The organism is Spirosoma daeguense, from assembly GCF_054776875.1.
Genome location: NZ_BAAHBF010000003.1, coordinates 337,990 through 359,217 on the forward strand (window position 1 = coordinate 337,990; position 21,228 = coordinate 359,217).

General features: G+C 47.2%; 10 protein-coding genes. 6 read left to right on the forward strand and 4 right to left on the reverse strand.

Annotated features, from left to right (window positions below; genetic code table 11):
• Positions 1-115 precede the first annotated feature (115 nt).
• Entirely contained in the window at positions 116-5,593 is a 5,478-nt protein-coding gene (locus tag ACYVD4_RS10515; RefSeq protein ID WP_460945240.1) for an SdrD B-like domain-containing protein, read from the reverse strand.
• 579 nt (positions 5,594-6,172) lie between these two features.
• Complete coding sequence (locus ACYVD4_RS10520) at positions 6,173-12,406, reverse strand: SdrD B-like domain-containing protein (protein ID WP_460945242.1); 6,234 nt, start codon at positions 12,404-12,406, stop codon at positions 6,173-6,175.
• A 674-nt stretch (positions 12,407-13,080) separates the two neighbouring features.
• Between ACYVD4_RS10520 and ACYVD4_RS10525 the strand changes: the two genes are divergently transcribed.
• The 5 genes from ACYVD4_RS10525 (at position 13,081) to ACYVD4_RS10545 (ending at position 17,324) form a co-directional block, all read left to right on the forward strand.
• Positions 13,081-14,547 carry an arginine deiminase family protein gene (locus tag ACYVD4_RS10525; protein WP_460945244.1) on the forward strand — a complete coding sequence of 489 codons (1,467 nt, stop codon included), beginning with the start codon at positions 13,081-13,083 and terminating at the stop codon, positions 14,545-14,547.
• 91 nt (positions 14,548-14,638) lie between these two features.
• The gene (gene ctlX / locus ACYVD4_RS10530; RefSeq protein ID WP_460945246.1) at positions 14,639-15,568 is read left to right on the forward strand and encodes a citrulline utilization hydrolase CtlX; all 930 of its coding nucleotides are present in this window, start codon (positions 14,639-14,641) and stop codon (positions 15,566-15,568) included.
• A 151-nt stretch (positions 15,569-15,719) separates the two neighbouring features.
• Positions 15,720-16,187 carry a MarR family winged helix-turn-helix transcriptional regulator gene (locus ACYVD4_RS10535; RefSeq protein WP_460945248.1) on the forward strand — a complete coding sequence of 156 codons (468 nt, stop codon included), beginning with the start codon at positions 15,720-15,722 and terminating at the stop codon, positions 16,185-16,187.
• A 46-nt stretch (positions 16,188-16,233) separates the two neighbouring features.
• Positions 16,234-16,458 (forward strand): hypothetical protein, encoded by a 225-nt coding sequence (locus ACYVD4_RS10540; RefSeq protein WP_460945250.1) that lies wholly within the window; start codon positions 16,234-16,236, stop codon positions 16,456-16,458.
• 137 nt (positions 16,459-16,595) lie between these two features.
• Positions 16,596-17,324, forward strand: coding sequence for a head GIN domain-containing protein (locus ACYVD4_RS10545; protein WP_460945252.1), 729 nt, complete (start codon positions 16,596-16,598; stop codon positions 17,322-17,324).
• 79 nt (positions 17,325-17,403) lie between these two features.
• Here the strand turns inward: ACYVD4_RS10545 and ACYVD4_RS10550 are convergent, their stop codons facing one another.
• On the reverse strand, positions 17,404-18,207 hold the full coding sequence (locus tag ACYVD4_RS10550) for a porin family protein (protein ID WP_460945254.1): 804 nt from the start codon (positions 18,205-18,207) through the stop codon (positions 17,404-17,406).
• 175 nt (positions 18,208-18,382) lie between these two features.
• Here ACYVD4_RS10550 and ACYVD4_RS10555 point away from each other — a divergent pair, with 175 nt between their 5' ends.
• Positions 18,383-19,096 carry an SDR family oxidoreductase gene (locus ACYVD4_RS10555; RefSeq protein WP_460945256.1) on the forward strand — a complete coding sequence of 238 codons (714 nt, stop codon included), beginning with the start codon at positions 18,383-18,385 and terminating at the stop codon, positions 19,094-19,096.
• A gap of 96 nt (positions 19,097-19,192) precedes the next feature.
• Here ACYVD4_RS10555 and ACYVD4_RS10560 read toward each other — a convergent pair whose 3' ends face one another.
• Complete coding sequence (locus tag ACYVD4_RS10560) at positions 19,193-21,154, reverse strand: S8 family serine peptidase (RefSeq protein ID WP_460945258.1); 1,962 nt, start codon at positions 21,152-21,154, stop codon at positions 19,193-19,195.
• Between the last annotated feature and the right edge of the window lie 74 nt (positions 21,155-21,228).

Genomic DNA, 21,228 nt, shown 5'->3' on the forward strand with positions numbered 1-21,228 from the left:
GCGAGTATATAATCGATATATAGCTATATAACAACAGAGGGACTCACATGAGTCCCTCTGTTGTTATATAGAATCCTGTTTGTTGTTAGCCATCAAGCATTACAACCTCGTTTTATCATCTTGTCCGTAGAATCAGGATAGGTATACATTGAGCTGGCGGACAACCCTGACATGATACGGGTGCGGTATAGGTAGTGCTAGCGGTTTGGCCTGCAAAAGTTACCGTTACCGTATGCGAACCTGTGCCGCTGGCAAGACCTGTCAACGAATAGGGAACCGACGTAGCACCGGCAGTTATGGCTACTGTTGTCGAAACCGCACCATCGGTAATGGTGGCCGTGCCAGCCGTAGCGTTAGTCAGGCTAAGCGTGCCTGTAATTGTGTAGCTATTAGTCGCACTCTGACAAACACCCGGCGTAACGGAAAGAGCCATTCCAAGTGTGCAGCTAGCGGGAGCGGTGTAGGTAGTGCTGGTTTGTCCGCAAGACGTAGCAGATGCCACCACGCTGTGTATAACGCCATCGCTGGATAAGCCAGTCAGTGTAAAGCTGGCCGGGCCGTTACCTGTTAGTGTGACGGTGGTGCTACGGGTGCCGCTGGTGATGGTTACAAGCTGACTACCGCTGGCATTAACTGCCGATACGCTACCCGTTAGTGCGTACTGGTTAGTAGCCGAGTTGCATACTCCGGGAGTAACAATCACATTAAGCGCACAAGGAGGGGCTACCGTACAACTTACTGGAGCAGTATAGGTAACACTGACTGTTCTGCTGGCGTAGCTGACGGTCACCGTGTGGGAACCTGTACCTGAGTTGAGTCCCGCCAACGTATACGGCACTGACGTAGCGCCCGCACTCACCGAAACGGTGGTTGTGGCCGTACCATCGGTGATAGTGGCCGTGCCGGCAATAGCGTTGGTCAAGGACAACGTACCACTCACCGAATACTGGTTCGTTGCTGACACACAAACCCCCGGTGTAACTGAGACGGCTACATTGACCGAGCAGGAAGCTGGTGCAGCATACGTAGTACTGGCTGTTTTGTTGGCATAGCTCACCGTCACTGTGTGCGAACCCGTACCAGAAGTTAATCCAGTTAGCGAGTAAGCCACCGACGTAGCACCCGCACTTATGGTCACCGTGGTCGACACTGCTCCATCGGTGATGGTGGCGGTTCCAGCCGTAGCGTTGGTCAAGGACAACGTACCACTTACCGAGTAGCTGTTGGTTGACGCTACGCATACACCCGGCGTAGCCGATATAGCGACACCTATCGTACAGGACGCTGGAGCCGTATAGGTCTGCGACTGGGTATTTCCATTGAAGGAAGCTACCAGCGTGTGCGAACCCGTGCCCGAGTTAAGTCCCGTCAACGAGAAGCTTACCGACGTAGCACCAGCCGCTACTGCCACAGTAGTGGACGTAGCACCATCGGTAAACGTAGCGGTTCCTGCCTGCGCATTGGTCAGTGAAAGTGTGCCCGTGAGTGCGTATTGGTTGGTGGCTGGTATGCAGGCGCTTGGTGTGATGACCAGCGCCACGCCCAACGTACAGGAAACTGGTGCGGTATAAGTCGCACTGGCGGTTTTGCTGGCGTAGCTCACCGTGACGGTGTGTGAACCCGTACCTGAGTTAAGACCGACCAGGGTGTAGGGTACCGACGTAGCCCCCGCACTCACCGAGACAGTTGTGGTACTGATTCCATCGGTGATGGTAGCGGTTCCGGCGGTAGCGTTTGTTAAGGACAACGTACCACTTATGGAGTATTGGTTAGTGGCTGGTACGCAAGCTCCCGGTGTAGCCGAAATAGCAACCCCTACTGTACAACTAGCCGGTGCGGCATACGTAGTGCTGGCCGTACCACAACTGCTTAATGTGGCGGTTACGGTGTGGCTACCGCTGCCCGTTGCCAGGCCTACCAGACTGAAGCTAACGGCTGTGGTGCTGGTTGCAACCGCTGCCGTCGTGCTTATGATACCATCGGTGATGGTTAACGTACCAGCCTGAGCTCCTGTTAACGAAACTGTTCCTGTTACGTTATACTGGTTGGTTGCTGTGTTACAAGTGCCGGGCGTAATAGCCAGACTTAAGCCGCTACGGATAACTTGTACCGTATCACTACAACCCACGCCCACCGAGAGAATAAAGTTATACGTGCCGTTGGCGGTCATACCGGCTACCTGACCACCCTGCGTAATAGTAGCACTGGCCGGATTACCTGCCTGTGCTGCCCAGGTTTGGCCCGCAGCAGCTGCAACTACCGTAGCGCTGGTAACTGGCGCACAGATGCGTACATCAGACCCCGCATTAGGCTTAACACAGTTCTGTACGATTACATCGATAAGCAGACTGGCATAACAACCTTCGGCACTATTGATGTTTACTTTATAAACCCCCGCATTTGCCGTTGTGGCATTGGGTATGGTTGGATTCTGTGTCGTAGAAACGAAGTTATTCGGTCCTGTCCAGTTATACGTAGCACCACCACTGGCCGATAGCGATACAGTACCGCCGATAGTCACCGGTGAGTTAGATGTTACCGAAGGCGTAATACCGCAGTAGATACCCAAATCCCAGCTTAGGTCTTCTTCCAGTGCATCTAACGTAGTGATTGACGTAATGTAAGCCGGGGCACCCAGATACGTGGTGGCTGTTCCGTCTGAGTCAATTGCATCGTTTGTACCCTGATTCGCTGGCGAAACCGAGTAGCTAACTGGTGGGAAGAAAACAGCGTAGTAATTGCCCGGCGTCAGGTTGGGGAAGAGGTATTTACCCCCGTTACCGGTGATGGTAAAGGCAATTTCGGTATCCGTAGCGGGATTGGCTACGTTGTCGCCGTTATCCTGAAACAGGATTACTTTAACCCCATCAACACCTTGCTCGCCGGGGTCCTGAAGGCCATTGTGGTTGGTGTCGTACCAGACAAAATCACCATAATAAGCCGGAGCCGGAGCGGCCAGACTGATACCTACTTTAATCGGTTCAGCCGCTAGTAACGTTACGTTATTGTCATTACGGGTCGCCACGAAGCCGAAGGAGTTCCAGGCGATTTCACCGTTGGCGGGTGCATCGATTGGCGCACGCATAGGCCAGGTTAATTGCAGCGAATCGCCGGGGTTGACGACAATGGTGCCAAAGTCGAATTTGAGTGATTGTACGGTAGTGATGTCACTAGGAGGCACTGTGCTCCAGTTGGCTGGTGTACAACCCGTTGGGAATGGTGAGGGGTCCGATGAGGATTTCATCTCATCGCGGCACGGATTCTGAGCAGTCGAGTAATAGACAGTAATGCCAGTCGGTGCAGAAATCGGTGCTGCCAGATTGGGGCGCCATTGCGTATCACGGTTGCTAAGATCAATAACGCCTTTATCGTTTATGAACGGAAGAATATCAACAATGGCTACATTCTTCATCGGAATGTTACCCGTGTTTTTCACAATGAGTTTGTAATCAGCTTTGCCTCCGCGCACGGTAAGCCCTGATGCAGGGTAGCGGGAATAGTCGGAATCAAGCTGGCCTTTTACCCACTTGACCGACTCCATCGAGGCTGAAGTTCTTACTGTAATACCACAGCTCCAATAGGCGGTTGCCTGTGTTCCTAGTGTATCGGTAGTGCGCCCGTTGTTATTAAGGTCATACTGATCAATTTGCGTTATTGAGGGGCTTCCGTTATAGTGGTGATACGCACCAATGTTTGTTCCACTCGTATAGAAACGCAATACATGCCCTGTTAAGCCAACATTGGTTAATCGGAATTTTGCCTCAACACTTACACCGCCACCACTAGGTAGTACAGTACCCGCTGGATACGTCCAGCGGAGGAGTGGCCGCCCAGTACCGGCATAGTTAGGTATATACTCAAATGTAGGCGTAACGGTTAGACTGCTAAACGCTGTTAGAACTATTGCACTGTTGGGTACATACTCAAAGTAACCAGCACCTTCAGGCATCATCATTAAAACAGGATTCTCGATGCCTGTACCACTCACAAGTGCCGATAACGAACCTACCTGAGTGAAAATTTGACCAATTGGATATGGTCCTGCGCAGGCTGGTGCGTGTGTTGTTCGAACAAAAGCCTGTGCGGTTGTTTGAGCAGCCGCTAACGTAACACTAGGCGCGCAGCTTGTGCGTGAGGCAGGTATACCTGACGTAGTACTGCTCCAGGAAGCACAGTTTGTGACAACTGTATTATCTGGCGTACCGGGAGCGCGGGAAAATCTAACTACCAGACAGTTATTACCTCCATTAAAATTACTTAGAGAGGTATTGGCCGGAAAAGGTGAAACGAGAACAAACTTGAGCCGAGTATAATACACACTGGGATCACCAGCAACTGGCCCTGGCCCAGCCAAGGTCAAGGTTTGCCAGGTAGAACTGACATTGGTTTGATATTCAATATGATCAACGCCACTAACATTACCGGTTCGGCCCACGTAGCGTAACGTAGCAGGGATTTCTTCAATGATTTCTACGTTTGCCAGTTCTACGTTACCACTGTTTCTAAAATTGAGACAGTAATCAATATTTTGCCCGACGGGAATGGTTGTACCCTGACCTGTATCCAGCGTTTTGGAAAAAGAAGCTTCAACATTGGGGGCCGCCAGCGTACTGGTTTCGTCCAGATCGTTGACGCAGGCGCCAGGGTCTAGCTGCATACCGTGGCTGACATGAACAGGAGTTCCACCAAACGGGGTAAACGTAATGCCGGCCCGATTTTGAATAGTCTGGCCAACCGCGAAACCATTGGCCGTGTTGTAGCGAACTGTGATAAAAAGACCATAGTCTGGAACAGTCCAGTCCGCGCCAGTTCTAGTCGCAATAAGGTCGGGTATGGTTGCCGTTATAATGCTGCCACTTTGGGTAATGGTTGTCGGAACAATAGTACTGCCACCACGGCGAAGTTCAGCACTGATAAAGGTAGCACCAGTTGGTAGGGTGTCCTGTACAGTTATGTTGGTTGCATTTAGGTAGCCATCGGCTACATAGTTATTCGTGCTGCTTCGACCAGTGACTCGGATCAAGTAGGTGATGTTATTATCAACGGTGGGTGCCGATTGAACTGTTTTCTGTCCGCAAATCATCGGATTGCCTGCCGTTAGGGTCACCGAATAGTTTTTTGGACCGGATGTGAAGCCGCCATTGCTGGTAAATTCGGCTGTAGTCGGCAGTACCGTACCATTCGGAACGTTCCCGTTAGCTGTATATAAACGGACGTTTAACGTACCATTCGAGCCCGAAGGAAGTGGACTGATGAAATTAATTTCCAGCTTTTTAGCCCCCGGTGTATTGGTAAATACAAAGTTGGCCACCGGGGCGTGAGTTGTACCAACAAAATTATCCGCTGCAATGATCTGATCGGGTAGGTTAAGAACCATCTTGGCCCCCGTAATACTGGTAGTCGTACTTGAAGCAGAATATTTCATCTCCATAAATAACTGACCACCAGCGGGCATGGTAGTTGTGTTATTCTGCTCAGTGTATTCCAGCGACAAGGTGACCTGTGCTTTTGTCTGGACACTAAAAAACAATAGTCCTACAAACCAGATTAAGCTCCAGAAGCCTGAATTGGATTTAGTAGATGATAGAAGCATATATAAAGTGGTTAAAGCGCTCGACAGAAATTGCTGATCAGAGTGAAATCGTTCTAGCAGAGATACTCTGGATAGAAAGAGGGTATGGTAGTTGAGAGTTAGCGATACTCGTGGCCAGATAACTCAAACTAGAGTTGGCTTGAAGAGAGGTTGTAGCTGCTTTCGGAAAAATCAACGTAGAGCAATATGGCATACCGAAACGAGTAGATTGGGACATTCTCAATCTATGCTTGCCTACTTACACAAAGGTTATGCCATCTGTAAAATGCCTATACTTATTTATGAATTGAGTCAATAATAAGTGTTTCAAATAACTTGTTAAGTTAATTTAAAGTGTTTGATTTTTTTTATGTGTAAGGTGGGCTATTTTTGAGCAATTACTATGCCATTTAGTGTTTTGATGCTATGAATAGTTGTTTTTGTGATTCAAATACGGATTAACTATTGTTTGTAGAATAAACAACCTTATAACAACACCGTCGAAGCCCAATCCTGTGCAGGATTGGGCTTCGACGGTGTTGTGTTCTACTTCTTTACCTTTCTCTTAACTACAAAATACACACATGTAGCTGGTGTTCATTATCGAGGATCGCCAATCCGTTTTACCCGCTTGGTTTGCTGAATTACAAACGGCACACAAACCTCCGCAGGGCAGCCGCATACGGTTGGTCGTAAGATGACCGTTACGTCGGTATAACAACCTGCACTGTTGTAGACACGTACAGTATAGAGTGCATCTGTTGTTGGGTTAGCCAGTGTATTGGCAATAATACCGTTAGCTGGTATGGGTTGTCTAGCACCCGATAAGGAAGCTGCTTCATCAAAAGTCGCTCCTGCTGAGTACTGATAGGTATAAGCGGAGCTAAAATCTGCTAGGACAATTTGCCCGTTCACCTGAACCGAGTTACCAATACAGGTGGCAGCGATGGCGTTTGCCCGGAAATTAGGTACGGAGTCTTCTTCGATAATGAATGGGCAGCAACTAAAATCGGGACATTGACCATTCGCATTGTTAACTCCCAGACTATAGCTGCCAGCAGCGGTTACGCTGAGTACATTACTGGTTTCTCCCAGAATTGGAGAACCGTCTTTATACCATTGATAGGAGCTTCGGCCTGTGGGGGCAGTCAATTCGAATTGGAAGCTTTCGCCCTGACAAACTCGATAGGGTATCGATGTGCAAACAGACGCCGTATCGCCCGGAATCATAGCTTTGTTATAGAGAATACCGCTACTGTCTGCTATGGCCTGAAAGGTAAGGGTTAAGCTCTGCAGTGGGGCCAGCGTTGGAATAGTCCAGGTGCTGACGGGAGAGCCGGGGGCAAACGTAGTACCTAATGGCGCAGTTGCTGAATTGACGGCATACCTAAGCCCTACAGTTACCGAATCTCTGACCGTTATTGCTGTGGCTGTTGCCGAACTCGTGTTGGTGATAACGATAGTATAGGTTAACAAATCTCCTACATTAGCTTTAGACTGACTGACCCTCTTTTCCAGCGATAATGTTGGTGCCACTGAACAGGATGCTGGCGCGGTATAGGTAGTACTAGCCGTTACGCTCAGGTAGCTGACGGTAATAGTACGATTGGCTGTACCTGATGATAAGCCCGTTAATGAATAAGGTATCGACGTAGCACCAGCCGTAATGGCAACAGTAGTCGAAACTGTACCATCGGTGATGATTGCTGTTCCGGCTTGAGCATTGGTTAGCGACAACGTACCACTCACACTATACTGATTCGTAGCAGGTTGGCAAGCGTCTGGAGTTGCTGACAACGTAACGCCGGGGGTACAACTTACCGGAGCCGTATACGTAGTTGAGTTGGTACCACAATTGGCGGCCGAAGCAGTTACCGTATGCAAAATACCATCGCTATTCTTACTGGCCAGTGTAAAGCTGACTGGGCCGGCTCCGGTAAGAGTTGCGGTTGTACTGGTTACTCCATCAGTAATCGTTACTATCTGGCTACCAATACCATTGACCGCCGATACCGAACCAGTTACTACGTATTGATTCGTCGTTATGTCGCATGGACCTGGCGTAACCTGCACAGTTAACAAACAGGGAGGTGCTACGGAGCAGGAGACTGGTGCGGTGTACTGAACACTGACGGCCTGATTGGCATAGCTTACTGTTACCGTGTGTGAAGCTCCATCAGAGGCTAGTCCGTTTATCAAATATGGAATCGACGTATCGCCAGCGTTAATGGTCACCGTTGTGGTGCTGGTACCATCAGTAATAGTAGCCGTACCGGCAACAGCATTGGTCAGTGACAACGTACCGCTAACAGCGTATTGATTCGTAGCTGGTGCACAGGCGCCCGGCGTTGCGCTAATGGCTACGCCTACCGTACAAGACACTGGTGCCACATACGTAGCGCTGGCGGTTTGTGTGGCGTAGCTGACGGTAACGGTACGATTGCCTGTGCCGGAAGTCAGGCCAGTTAGTGAATAAGGAACTGATGTAGCACCAGCAGCTATGGCAACCGTGGTTGAAATGGTTCCATCGGTGATGGTGGCGATACCAGCAACAGCATTGGTCAATGACAATATACCGCTCACGCCATATTGATTGGTGGCTGGCACGCACGCTCCTGGTATGACCGAGAGAGTTATACCAACCGTACAGGCAACCGGAGCTGTATACGTAGTGCTAGCGGTTTGGCTAGAGTAACTGACCGTAACCGTATGTAAGTCTGTTCCGCTGGTAAGGCCGGTGAGTGAGTAAGGTACCGACGTAGCGCCAGCCGAAATGGCAACAGTAGTCGAAACCGTGCCATCGGTGATAGTGGCCGTTCCCGCAATGGCGTTGGTCAATGATAATATACCACTCACACTGTATTGGTTGGTGGCTGGTACACAAGCCTCTGGTATGGCCGAGATAACCACACTTATAGAACAAGCAGTTGGTGCGTTGTAGGTCTGACTTTGCGTGTTACCGTTGAAGCTAGCCACTAGCGTGTGCGAACCTGTTCCACTAATGAGACCACTCAGAGAGAAACTCACCGACGTAGCACCAGCCGCAACGGCAACGGTCGTAGAGATGGCTCCATCGGTAAAGGTGGCTGTTCCGGCTTGCGCATTGGTCAGCGACAATGTACCACTGAGCGTATACTGGTTCGTGGTGGGTTCACAGGCACTGGGCGTGATAATTAGCGAAACACCTAGCGTACAGGAAGCCGGAGCGGTATACGTAGCACTGACAGTTTGATTTGCATAACTAACCGTTACAGTGTGCGAACCTGTTCCTGAGCTAAGTCCCGCCAGCGTATAGGGTACCGATGTTTGGCCTGCGCTAACAGATACCGTTGTAGTGCTGGCGCCATCGGTAATGGTGGCCGTACCGGCAATGGCATTGGTCAGCGACAACGTACCGCTTACAGTGTATTGATTCGTAGCTGGTACACAGACTCCCGGAATAACACTTACAGCTACTCCCACAGTACAAGCTATTGGGGCCGTATACGTAGCACTGGCTGTTTTAGTAGCATACGTAACAACAACTGTATGTGAACCTGTTCCGCTAGTGAAACCGGTTAATGAGTATGGCACCGACGTAGCACCAGCCGTTACAGCAACCGTAGTCGATACTGTTCCATCGGTGATGGTAGCGGTGCCGGCAATAGCGTTGGTCAGCGACAACGTACCGCTGATGCTATACTGGTTGGTAGCTGATACACAGACTCCTGGTATAGCTGCAATCGCTACACCTACCGTACAACTAGCTGGTGCAGAGTAGGTCGTACTGATAGTCTGATTGGCGTAACTGACTGTAACGGTGTGCGAGCCTGTTCCGCTGGTAAGGCCGGTGAGTGAGTAAGGTACCGACGTAGCGCCAGCCGAGATTGCAACTGTGGTAGAAATCGCACCATCGATGATGGTGACCGTTCCCGCAACTGCGTTGGTTAGCGACAACGTACCACTCACACTATACTGATTCGTGGTTGACACGCATATTCCCGGCGTTGCACTTAGAGAAAAACTTACAGCGCAGGCCGCTGGGGCCGAATACGTAGTGCTAACGGTTTTGCTGGCATAACTGACCGTAACGGTATGACTTCCAGTACCAGAGGTTAGCCCAGTTAATGAATACGGAACCGACGTAGCGCCTGCCGTTACAGCGAGCGTAGTCGAAACAACACCATCGGAGATGGTAGCGATGCCAGCAATAGCATTGGTTAAGCTGAGTGTGCCTGAAATAGAATAACTATTCGTTGCGGATTGACACACTCCCGGTGTTACGCTTAGTGCTACGCCCACAGTACAGGAAGCTGGAGCACTGTAGGTCAAACTAGACGGAAGAAGAGCCGTGTTCGAGTAACTAGCGGTTACGGTGTGTGAGCCACTGCCCGACAGTAATCCGGTTAGTGAAAACGTAGTAGACGTAGTACTGGCCGGGATCGCAAGTGTCGTACTAACTACCCCATCTGTAATGGTAAGTGTGCCATCTGGGACATTCGTCAAACTAACCGTACCGGTCAATACGTATTGATTCGTAGCTGTATTACAAACGGGTTGAGTGATTGCAATTGCCAGTGCGCCGGGCACATAACCTGCATCAAAAGAGTAGTTGTTTTGTCCAGATTCACCCAGCGTAAACGTTATTATGCCGTTTGTGTTTGCGTCAGAATCAATAAGATCTGCATTAGTTCCTGTTGCCGAATTTGGTTTCGAACTTAGTGTGTTGGTGCTGAAGCTGGTTGGGAAACTCAACGTATATGACCCACCCGATGTTAACGAAAGACTATACGCATAACCTGTGGCTGCTGTACCCGTGGTATTAGTGAAGTAGTATTCTCCATTGGCATTGGTCGTAACACTAACTGGAGAACTCAAACCCGGTCCGCTCAACGTAACACGAATGCCCGCCAGACTTGGTTCGTTCGGGTCCTGAACCCCATTATTGTTATCATCGCGCCAAACCCGGTTTCCTATCTGGATGGGTGACGGAGAACAAAGTGGTTCTATATCGCCAAGGCCATTTGCTTTTCCTAACGTAGCCGGATTAGGATCAGATCCACTGATAGATTGGTAAATCTGAACACGATCGGTTGTTGGAGCTGCCCCGGTTGTATTGTTAAATCGAGAGAATCCACCTGTCCAAACGGTGAGAGGATCCATCGTTGCGGCTAGTGTTTGGTTCGATCCCGGAACGATGGCGATACTTCCCATCGAAGTTTCCTCGTGAGTCGTTGAGTAATTATCCTCGTAGAAGAATTCTCGTCCACTGGCATAACCATTCGCATTCGGAGTGCCTGGCCCTTGCCCAGCAGCAGTACCTGCCGTGGTTAATGAGCCAACAACACCATTATTCTCCAGTGTCCAGTTTGTTCCATTAAAATTGGCTCGTAGAATATCCCCACCGATGTAGCCATTATAGAGTGGAGTAGTTCCAGAATTTGTTGTTCGTTGCTGGAATCCTAATTGATGGCCTCCTCTGTCCATAAAGGCCATGATCATATCACCGTTATCCGCAAAAGCAATATCCGACAGCATAGGTTGTGGACGGGCAACCCGCACACCGGCTGTCGATGAGCTACCAACATTAATACCCGAAAAATCGCTTGCCCAGGTTTCCCATGTCGAGCCTATGCCCGTGTCACCAGTGTGAACATACCCTTTCGTATAGTTCAGGCGGAAGCTAAAGATGGGAGTACTCGAAAGCGTAGTGCTGCCTTCATTCATTGAGTAGATGTGAGCGTATAAGTTTGAGGCTGATCCTCCACTACTTTCCCCTGTACAGACAACCCCAACATAGACCTTACCATCATGTACATGAACGGCAAACGGACGCGCCACGCCGTTTGTACAGCCTGGGTTAGGAATAGTTATGATGGTAAGGTCGCTAGCTACAAGCGAGGCTTTAGCTGGGTTTCCTATCGATAGTGCTAGAAGTCGTCGGTTAAATAAGTCAACCGTATATAACGTAGCGCCGTTACTGGATATAGCCATTCCGCCGAGCCCTACTTTACCTACAGCGTCAAAAGCAACTGCATCATTACTCGACGTAGTGCCGCTTCCTGGTAACGAACGACCGGCAATTTGAGACTGTCCGAGATTCAGATTGAAAGGCGTATTTTCCAGATCTACATAGGTAGAGTTACTGATTGTGCCAGTTGTTGTTGTCAGGTAAATTCCACCAAGTCCGGCAGGGCCAAGACCTGTATGCCGCTTCAGGAAGGCTGCAGAAAATAATTTATTGGTTTCACGCTGAAAGGCTAACCCCCAGACACTACCAATCTGATACGCATCGGATAGGGGGGTGATAGACGGAGAGGCCCCTGTTGAACCATAAGGTAAAGACACCATTACGTGTTCGTTTGCTACGGTGCTACCAGTAGCCAATGGATCGCCACTAACGTAACAGGGCGTGATTAAAGGTGGTGTTGTCTGGCAATAATCAGTACGGGTACTAACCGGAAAGTTAATGCCAGTTGCACCAGTTGCCGCAAATTGGATAGACGTACCAGCTCCACCACTTGCTCGAAAACCTTCATTCAGATAAGAAAAAGTAGCCGGAATCGTGAATTCGAGTCGATACGTACCGGCACCTGTTGTAGGAGTAACCGAATACGTTCCGCTGGCGGGAGTAGTTATTACACCACCAGGAGTCACATTCACGCCAAGGTTGTTAAAAGCACGGACTTCTACACCAGCAACGGCAGGCTCTGTGGTTTGCCTTGTCCCGTTAGCGTTGAAATCGCGGAAGACAGTTCCTGTAATACTTTGACCAAATAGGTTAATTGACGAAAAAAGTAGTGCTATACTAATTAATATAGAAAACTTAAATTCCTTTAAAGTAAAAATCCACATGATCTAATAGACAGCATGTTTTGGTTAGTGAATAATTAGTAACCACAAGACAAAGTGTATGCCGCAAAGATCTTTGTATCGATATAGTTTAATGTTTTATATAAAAAGTTATTTTTGTATTTTAATAAGTTAATAGAATTATATGATACAGTTCACTTATAATTATCTGTCAAATTTTGTGCCAGCAATTATATATTTTTAATTAGTTTTTGCTTACTTAATGGTTAGTAAATGCCATTCAAGCCATGATAATGTGTATATTTTGTTTGTGTTGATAATTTTATAGTGTATTTAAAATTTATTTTAGTTTATGAAGTTTTATCTTGGTGGATAAAAAGTAAAATTGTATTTTTCTAATCTAACAAAATTATTGATAATCCTCTTTTGTACTGATGAATAGATCATAATGCCCAATTAATCAGCGAGTTAAATGATGTATGTGTCATGTAATATTAATCAGTTTATATGGGTTGATTAATTGGACTAATAGTTAATTAGTGAACAAAAACTTGTTATTCGTGTCTGAGTTTACTTCTAGAGTACTTGGCATACGACACGTTTTCTGAGTACTTAGCCTGTTGATACAACAATTTCATTTCTATTGGCAAAGCTGTACCTTGCATTAACCGAGGAAGTACGTTAGATACGTATCAATTGTCTTTACCAAATTGTCAATGGCCGATAATGTTCTGATTAACCCATCATCACTTTCTATTCAGGTTTCTTCTGAAATTGGTACCCTTCGTCGACTCTTAATTCACAGTCCTGATCGTGGATTGGGGAAAGTGGTACCGTCGAAAGCACAGGACTGGCTCTTTGAAGATATTGTCCATCTCGACATGATGCGCCGGGATGAGTACGATTACTACGTTAAGCTTCTGTTATATTTTCTGGACTCAGATAAAATCAAAGGGAAAATCAGTGCCCTGAATCCCGGTTCTGATCGAGCCTTTTTCAAGCCCGATAATCCCGACTATTTTCGTTCCGATAAGGTTATCGATGTGCAGTCGTTACTGGCCGATATTTTGGCTGATGATACGATTCGTATTCGCCTGATTGCAGCTATTTGTGGTATCGAACGAACTTCATTTCGGACCCAGCAGCAACTCAATGAGTACGACCCCAACGAGCTGGCCAAAATCATGATTTCGGGTTCACTGCCCGATTTGACAATGCTTTTTGCACCATTGCCGAATTTCATTTTTACGCGCGACATTGGCATTGTTATTAATGATCACATCCTGCTGAACAAACCTGCAAAACTGGCCCGTACTCGAGAAGCTTTACTAACGCAATACATTTTCTTTAATCATCCATTATTTGCTGGTTATCAGGATAAAATTATTGAGATTCCTGACAACGAACACGCTTTTCTGCTGCCCGATTCCGACACAAACCGCGACGTAACCCGCTCAACACTGGAAGGGGGAGACGTAATGATGATTTCGAAACGACACCTGCTCATTGGGGTGAGCGAACGTACTACGTTATATGCTGCTCAGCAGGTAATGCGTCTTGTCTTTAGCAAAAATCTGGTTGATACGGTAACGATCATAAAAATTCCGAAAAAACGGGATTATATGCATATTGATACCATTTTTACACAGGTCAAACGTAATATGTGGGTGCTGCTTGGCGCACTGGCGCGTACGGGCGATGAAGCGAAAAAACGCGACGTAATCCACTTTTTTGCCCCAACCGACGTATCGGAAGATCTGAAAATCCTGCAATTCATTAAGGGCTTGGAACATAAGCCTATAGAAATTGAAAATCTGGAGGATTTACTGGCCGACATCAGTAAAAATGATCTTGGCGCAACTGAGCCTGTCCAGTTTATTTATTCGGGCAATAATGAATTTCCGTTTGGCGCCCGCGAACAATGGACGGATTCCTGCAATTTGCTGGCTCTAAAAGACGGGGTTGTTATTGGTTATGACCGAAATGATAAAACGGCTGAGGCATTCCGGGCTGCCGGTTTTGAAGTGATCGGTGCGGCCAAATTACTAGACCGTTTCGAGCGGGGAAAGGCATCGCCCGAAACTATTGAGAATACATTGATTATGCTTCCATCGGCCGAACTTAGCCGTGCTCGGGGAGGGTCGCACTGCATGAGTTTGCCACTTTTACGCGATGAAATATGATTTTGGCGATAAAGGAATACGTACCTAACCCGGCTTTTGCGTAACTTGGACTCAATTTAGAATTGTCATTACTGCACAGAATATATAATTTATGCAATCACAGGCTACTTCCCGTATATTAATGATTCGCCCGGTTCGCTTTGGTTTTAATGAGCAAACGGCCGAATCGAATGCGTTTCAGAATAGTACGCTGGCCGCACAAACGAAGGATATAGCTCAGGAAGACGCTCAGCGTGAATTCGATGAAATGGCTCGCCATCTTCAAGCTACAGGGGTAAACGTAATGGTTTATGAGGACACTACAGAGCCGCATACACCTGATGCAATCTTTCCCAATAACTGGGTTTCGTTTCATGCCAGTGGAACGGTCGTGCTATATCCAATGCAGGCCGAAAATCGCCGGCTCGAACGTCGACAGGATATTATTGATGATTTGTCGAAACGGTTTCACGTAGCACGAATCATTGACCTTACTCACTTCGAAAAAGAAGGTAAATTCTTGGAAGGGACTGGTAGTCTGGTGCTCGACCGTATGAATCGGGTGGCATTTGCGAGCCTTTCGCCACGGACTCACCCCGACGTAGTGGCCGAATTTGGCCGACAAACGGGTTATCGGACTGTTACGTTCAGTGCTGCCGATGCAAATGGACAGGCCATTTACCACACGAACGTACTGATGTGTATTGCTGATACGTTTGCGGTTGTATGCCTATCGGCCATCAGCGATCCCGATGAGCGACTCATGATACGTCAGGAACTGGAAAAACTAGGCAAGCGGATCATTGATATTTCGCTGGAACAAATGGCTGCTTTTGCTGGTAATATGCTGATGGTCAAAAGTAAAAAAGGACAAAAGTTGTTGGTGATGTCAACGCGGGCTTTTGAATCGCTCACGCCCAAACAGATCGACTTACTCGATGACTATACTACGTTACTTCATGTTGATCTAACTACTATCGAAAACCTTGGTGGCGGCTCGGCTCGTTGCATGATGGCCGAAGTCCATTTGCCAAGGAAATAGCAGGGTTTTAGTATTAGGAGTGAGGAGCGAGTATTAGGAGAAAGTAAGCGTCAGCAACTCCTAATACTCACTCCTAGTACTTTTTTAAACTTTTGTTTGCACATACAAATATCATTCTTACCTTTGTAGTCATAGTACAGAAGTAAACGTAATGAATAACGTAACAACGGTTGCCATCGACGAAGTAGATAAGTCATCTTCACGTTATAATGCTTGTCTACTTTTTTCGGCTAACGCTCTGGCGCGGGCCATCACAGCAATAGGAGACGAAGAATTCGGACGATTTGGCTTATGTTACTCGCATGCGTATATGCTTTGTGAAGTGGTTGCCCAACCAGGCATTACGCCATCGGAATTGAGTGGAACACTGTGCCTTACACCATCGACCATTACTCGTTTGGTGGAAAAATTAGAGCAGAAACGCCTTGTTCGGAGAGAATCGGAAGGAAAGAAAACATTAATTTATCCTACCGATGAAGGTGAAGCAATACAGCCTGAGATCTCCGCAGCATGGGACCGGGTAGGAGCGCGGTATTCGCAGGTGCTTGGTGAAACGAATGTTTGCCAGCTCACAAAACAAGTATTTAAAGCCGCTAAAGCGCTGGGCGAAGGCGTTTAAAAATTTAGAAAAGAAATTGTTTGCACATACAACAAATCCAATAGCCATGAAAACGAAAGAAGAAACAGTAGGACTAGTCGCTGGGAGAGCTACGAGCGCAACGAAAGATATTTGCCGACTACTGGCGAAAGAGGGAATTTCGGCTATTGTAGTACAGAAAGACGATAAAGTTGGTGAAATAGAAGAGCCTGATACGTTAGAAGATCAGCATCAATGGTCAGGTCAGCCGGGTAAAGATCTATTTTTTAATGGCTGGAAATTGCTTTTTTAATCATATAGCTATGCCGAACAATACGATCTACGAAATATAAAAGTGCTCATGATGGGCACTTTTTTTATTTGCACCCTCGACGAAAGCAACATTCCCTACAAAATGCTATCATTAGTACACAAAAAACGATAAAACAGATGAACAGACTCTTGACTATAATCATCTTTTGTGTATTAATTGTTTTCACTACGTATCAACCTGTATGGGCGCAGGATGGCATTGTTGGTAACGGACAAATTGAAAAGCAGCAACGTAGCGTTGGCGCATTTACCAAACTCAATGCACGAATAGGCGTGCGGGTACGTATTAGTACGGGCGATGCGGGTAAAGTCGATGTAGAAGGAGAAAGTAATGTGCTTGAATACGTAGTAACCAGCGTAAAAAATGGTGAACTGACCGTAATGCTGGATGAACACAAACATTTTCGCCAGACAAAAACTGTTACAGTCACGATTCATATAGCGAAGTTAGACCAGATATTGATTAGAACAGGAAGCTCTCTGCAGTCTGATTTACCGATTCAGGCTGATAATCTTACTCTGGCTGTAGAAACGGGTAGTAAACTAACCGCATCAATTACGGCTAAAACTCTTGATTTAACTGTGCGTGATGGCTCGCGGGCAAGTTTGCAGGGCAACGTGGCGGAAGCGGATATTCACATGTCGGGAGCAGGTAATCTGGATGCTGAAAAATTAACGATAGCCCGTTCTGACGTAAAGCTCGACGGGGCCAGCCGGGCTAATATACATGTTACAGAATCGCTGCAAGCATCGGCCGATGGCGTTAGTTCCTTGGTCTATTCTGGTAACCCAACTGTTAAGTCACAGGACGTTTCGGGGTTATCAAAGATCCGGAAACGGGGGTAATTTAACACAAAAATGGCGACGCCCAACGGTCGTCGCCATTCTGAAAACCCACTCTATGAGAAAGCTTTTTAATAATATCTTATCGGCCGCCCAACGGAAATTTATAGCCGATAGCAGCCTGTGCTAAAATAGTTTTTGAATCTGCATCGAACCCAGAATCGATAGTACCCAGTCCGTATAACCCCCGAACTTCAACCGTGAAATGACCCGGTCCAGCCTTTAGATCAGCACCTATACCTGCTGCCGCTCCATACATAAAACGGTCACTTGTACCCTCTAACGATCGTTTCTTACCATCAATACTCGAACTCGCCAGATATGCGCCGTAAGGGCCTATATTCAGGAAAAAGCGATTTCCATCGTAAGTACCTGATGAGATTTTGAGAAATAAAGGAACCTCGATCAAATCATTGGCATAGGTTGATGTCCCCAAAATTGCCACCTTTTGGCTATAACGACTATAGTTGATTTCGGGCTGAAAGGATAACGTTCCTGCGCCGAAATTGAACGTAACGCCACCTGTGAAACCAATTGCCGACTCAACTCCTCGCTGTTCTTCCAGATAAGCCAGATACGTAACGCCACCCCGTACACCAATTCGAACCCCTGAGGTGCTACCATATTCATCAGTCGATTGAGTGCGACTAGCTACCATTGGAGCTGACTGTTCGGCTGTGGTTGGCCGGTTCGCAACTGGCGCTGGCGATGATGTAGTTGTTGTGGTAGTAGTAGTTGACGACGATTTTTTGCTGATGCCATGATACTGGTCATACAGCTCCTGTTGCCGATTTGTACTGGTCGATGCTGGTTTGGGCTGGGTTTGCGCAACCGATGCACCAGCGATACAAACATTGAGTAACAGTACGGAATAAACTAGTTTCATATTGGCAATTCAAAAAAGGATGTTGCAAGATTAGCCGCTAATTAATAAAAAATCAGAATATTCTGAGCAAACGGTCTCACTGTTGAGCATACGGTTTATTTTTCATAAACATTTTAGCGATGTAAAGAGTAAGTAAGTAGACAACAGAACTACCTAAATGTAGTTAATCGATTTTATGAAAACGGAACACCAACGCACAGCACTCATAACAGGAGCAAATAAAGGAATTGGTAAAGAAATAGCCCGACAATTGGCGCAACGGGGATTTGCCGTTTTTATAGGCGCTCGCGACATAGCGAAAGGCCGCGAAACAGCCGAAGAATTATGTGGGCAAGGTTACGAAGCCACATTTATTCAACTCGACGTAACAGACCCTGTTAGTATACGTACTGCTTGTGGTACGTTCTCGCAAAAGGCCGACCACTTAGACGTATTGATCAACAATGCGGGCGTATTAGAAGATCATGGCGAAGATATTCTCCGGCTTAATGTGGAGATGTTAGAGCGGACGCTGAAAGCCAACGTAATGGGACCGATTCTGGTGACGCAGGATTTTGCTGAGTTTCTGGGGAAAAGCCCATCGGGAGGTCGTGTCATTAACGTATCGAGTGGGGCAGGAGCGTTAAATGATATGGATACCTATGCACCCGCCTATAGCATCTCAAAAACCGCCCTCAATGCTGTAACGCGCCAATTTGCTGGTGCTTTTAAAGGAAAGAACATCACCGTAAACTGTGTTGATCCGGGTTGGGTACGTACCGATATGGGTGGAGCGAGTGCCAGCCGCCCGGTAGAGAAAGGAGCGGAAACAATTGTGTGGCTGGCTGCCGAAGCTTCGGAAAGCGAAACTGGCAAATTCTGGTACGATAAACAGGAAATAAACTGGTAGTCAGAACTGCTCCGGCCTTTAGGTTTGTGAGGTGGCAATCTATACAAATCTTGTTTTTACCACCTTATAAACCTAAAGGCCGAAGCAGTTCTGAAATCATTTAAATCCCGTTTCTGACAGAATCAGTTTAACCGCTTCATATGCATTCACAATACCGCCCGACCGACTCAGTTCGGTAAAATTCACTTTCTGGCCAGCCCGCCCCGGTTTACGGACTTGAATGTTGGGGCGATACGCACTTTTAATCAAAATATTTTTTACCTGAACAGCAGTTAAACGCGGAAAATAGGAGCGGAGCAAAGCTGCAACTCCGGCCGTCATAGGCGATGACATACTAGTGCCCGAAAAACTGGCGTATCGGTTGCGGGGTAACGTAGAGAGAATGTCGGTGCCGGGTGCAAAAACATCGACCATCTGAATCCCGTAGTTTGATGAGCGGCTTGGCAGCGTTTCATTCAGTCGCCACGTATTATTGCCAACAACTAATATGTTCTGGGCGAGCTTTCCACCTTCGTAACGTGCCGATGGGTAAGAAGCTACGGAATCAGAGTTTTCACCGTTATTTCCCGACGAATGTACAATCAGTACGTCATGTTCTTCGGCATATCGGATGGCAGCGTCGACCTGTTCTTTAAATGGGGAAAGCCGTTTTCCGAAGCTCATATTGATAACCTTCGCGCCGTTATCAACAGCATATCGGATGCCATTCGCTACGTCTTTATCCCGTTCGTCTCCATTTGAGGGTACTACAGATACAGGCATAATTCGTACGTTATCTGCTACGCCATCTATTCCCAGGCCATTACCGCGTTTGGCAGCTATGATGCCTGCTACATGACTTCCATGGACGGCCAATTGCTCTGAATCACCGAGCAACATACGCGGGCTTCCGTAATAGCGTTCGTTTGGATTGGCTGGATCGTCGCCAACGGCTTTGCGAGGGTTGTAATACGGATTATAGGCGATATCTGCCTCGCTTCCCATAATCTGCCGAAAGCGAGCCCAGTTCAAACGAACCAACTGTATATATCGATCAAACGAGCCGTATTGAGCCAGATACGCATCAGCTAATATCGTCTGAACGGCGGCAGTTACAGAGTCTGTTTCCAGCTTTACATTTCGAATTGCCCCCTGCGACGTGACAGTATCGGGTAATTGAGAACTAATTTGCTTAGCTGTCTGCCAGAATTTTACGGTATCGGACAACGCTACGTGTTTGGGCCAGTCGGCCTTGAAATGCTGGAGAAATTGCCGTTTGGCTTGTTGATACGTATCATATTGGCGCTTTTCAGTAGCATTCAGTTTCGCTGAATTTGCATTATCGTATTTCGACTTCAGTAACACATACGTCTGAGTAATTTCGGGCTGGTCATATTCGTAGGTTGTCCCATCTTTAGCACCCATAAAATTCCAGCCGTTTGTGTCGTCGGTATAGCCGTTTTTATCATCGTCAATATCGTTGCCTGGCTTTTCCTTAGAATTCACCCATGCTACGTCGCGCAAGTCTTCGTGCGTTAAATCAACCCCAGAATCCAATACGCCGACCACAACCGGAACTGATACCTTTCCTTTGAGCAAATCATAGGCGCGATAAAGACTGATACCCGCTACCGAATCAGCTTTTGGATCGAGGTAAGGCCAGTTTCTTGGTGGTTGATTTTGGTTAGGGCGGATACGGGTAAATATAGGTGAGCTACTAAGCGCCATTCTACGTTCGGGGCAATCGTCGCTGATAAGCTGCCATTTCACTGTTTCGCCATTCTTATCGTAGCTCAGCCGAAATAATCCTTTTATGTCACTTCCACAGGGACTCTGGCCCGTAATCTTCTGTAAGTATAACGTATCGCTGGTTTGTCTGTAGAGCATTGTTTCCAGCACTACGTTATCTGGCTGTGTTGTTACCAGCAACGTATCATTTCTGAACACTAACCTAACCTGTACATCACCTGCTAGTGTACCTTGCCAGCGCGTATTACGTATCGGTAACTGCGCCCATGCTACGTTAGCCAATGAGGTGAATAGCAGACAAAGAAGCCAATGTTTTTTTAGTGAACACATTTATAGTAGTGGTAAGGTTTTATCTAAGCTAATCATTTTTACTGAAAGCTGCCAGTAAGTATTATAATGCCGGA

Bases quoted from the DNA above. Each gene is read 5' to 3' on its own strand.
- ACYVD4_RS10555 (WP_460945256.1), top strand. From the start codon at position 18,383: ATGAAAACGGAACACCAACGCACAGCACTCATAACAGGAGCAAATAAA.
- ACYVD4_RS10515 (WP_460945240.1), bottom strand. From the start codon at position 5,593: ATGCTTCTATCATCTACTAAATCCAATTCAGGCTTCTGGAGCTTAATC.
- ACYVD4_RS10540 (WP_460945250.1), top strand. From the start codon at position 16,234: ATGAAAACGAAAGAAGAAACAGTAGGACTAGTCGCTGGGAGAGCTACG.
- ACYVD4_RS10525 (WP_460945244.1), top strand. From the start codon at position 13,081: ATGGCCGATAATGTTCTGATTAACCCATCATCACTTTCTATTCAGGTT.
- ACYVD4_RS10520 (WP_460945242.1), bottom strand. From the start codon at position 12,406: ATGTGGATTTTTACTTTAAAGGAATTTAAGTTTTCTATATTAATTAGT.
- ctlX (WP_460945246.1), top strand. From the start codon at position 14,639: ATGCAATCACAGGCTACTTCCCGTATATTAATGATTCGCCCGGTTCGC.
- ACYVD4_RS10550 (WP_460945254.1), bottom strand. From the start codon at position 18,207: ATGAAACTAGTTTATTCCGTACTGTTACTCAATGTTTGTATCGCTGGT.
- ACYVD4_RS10535 (WP_460945248.1), top strand. From the start codon at position 15,720: ATGAATAACGTAACAACGGTTGCCATCGACGAAGTAGATAAGTCATCT.
- ACYVD4_RS10560 (WP_460945258.1), bottom strand. From the start codon at position 21,154: ATGTGTTCACTAAAAAAACATTGGCTTCTTTGTCTGCTATTCACCTCA.
- ACYVD4_RS10545 (WP_460945252.1), top strand. From the start codon at position 16,596: ATGAACAGACTCTTGACTATAATCATCTTTTGTGTATTAATTGTTTTC.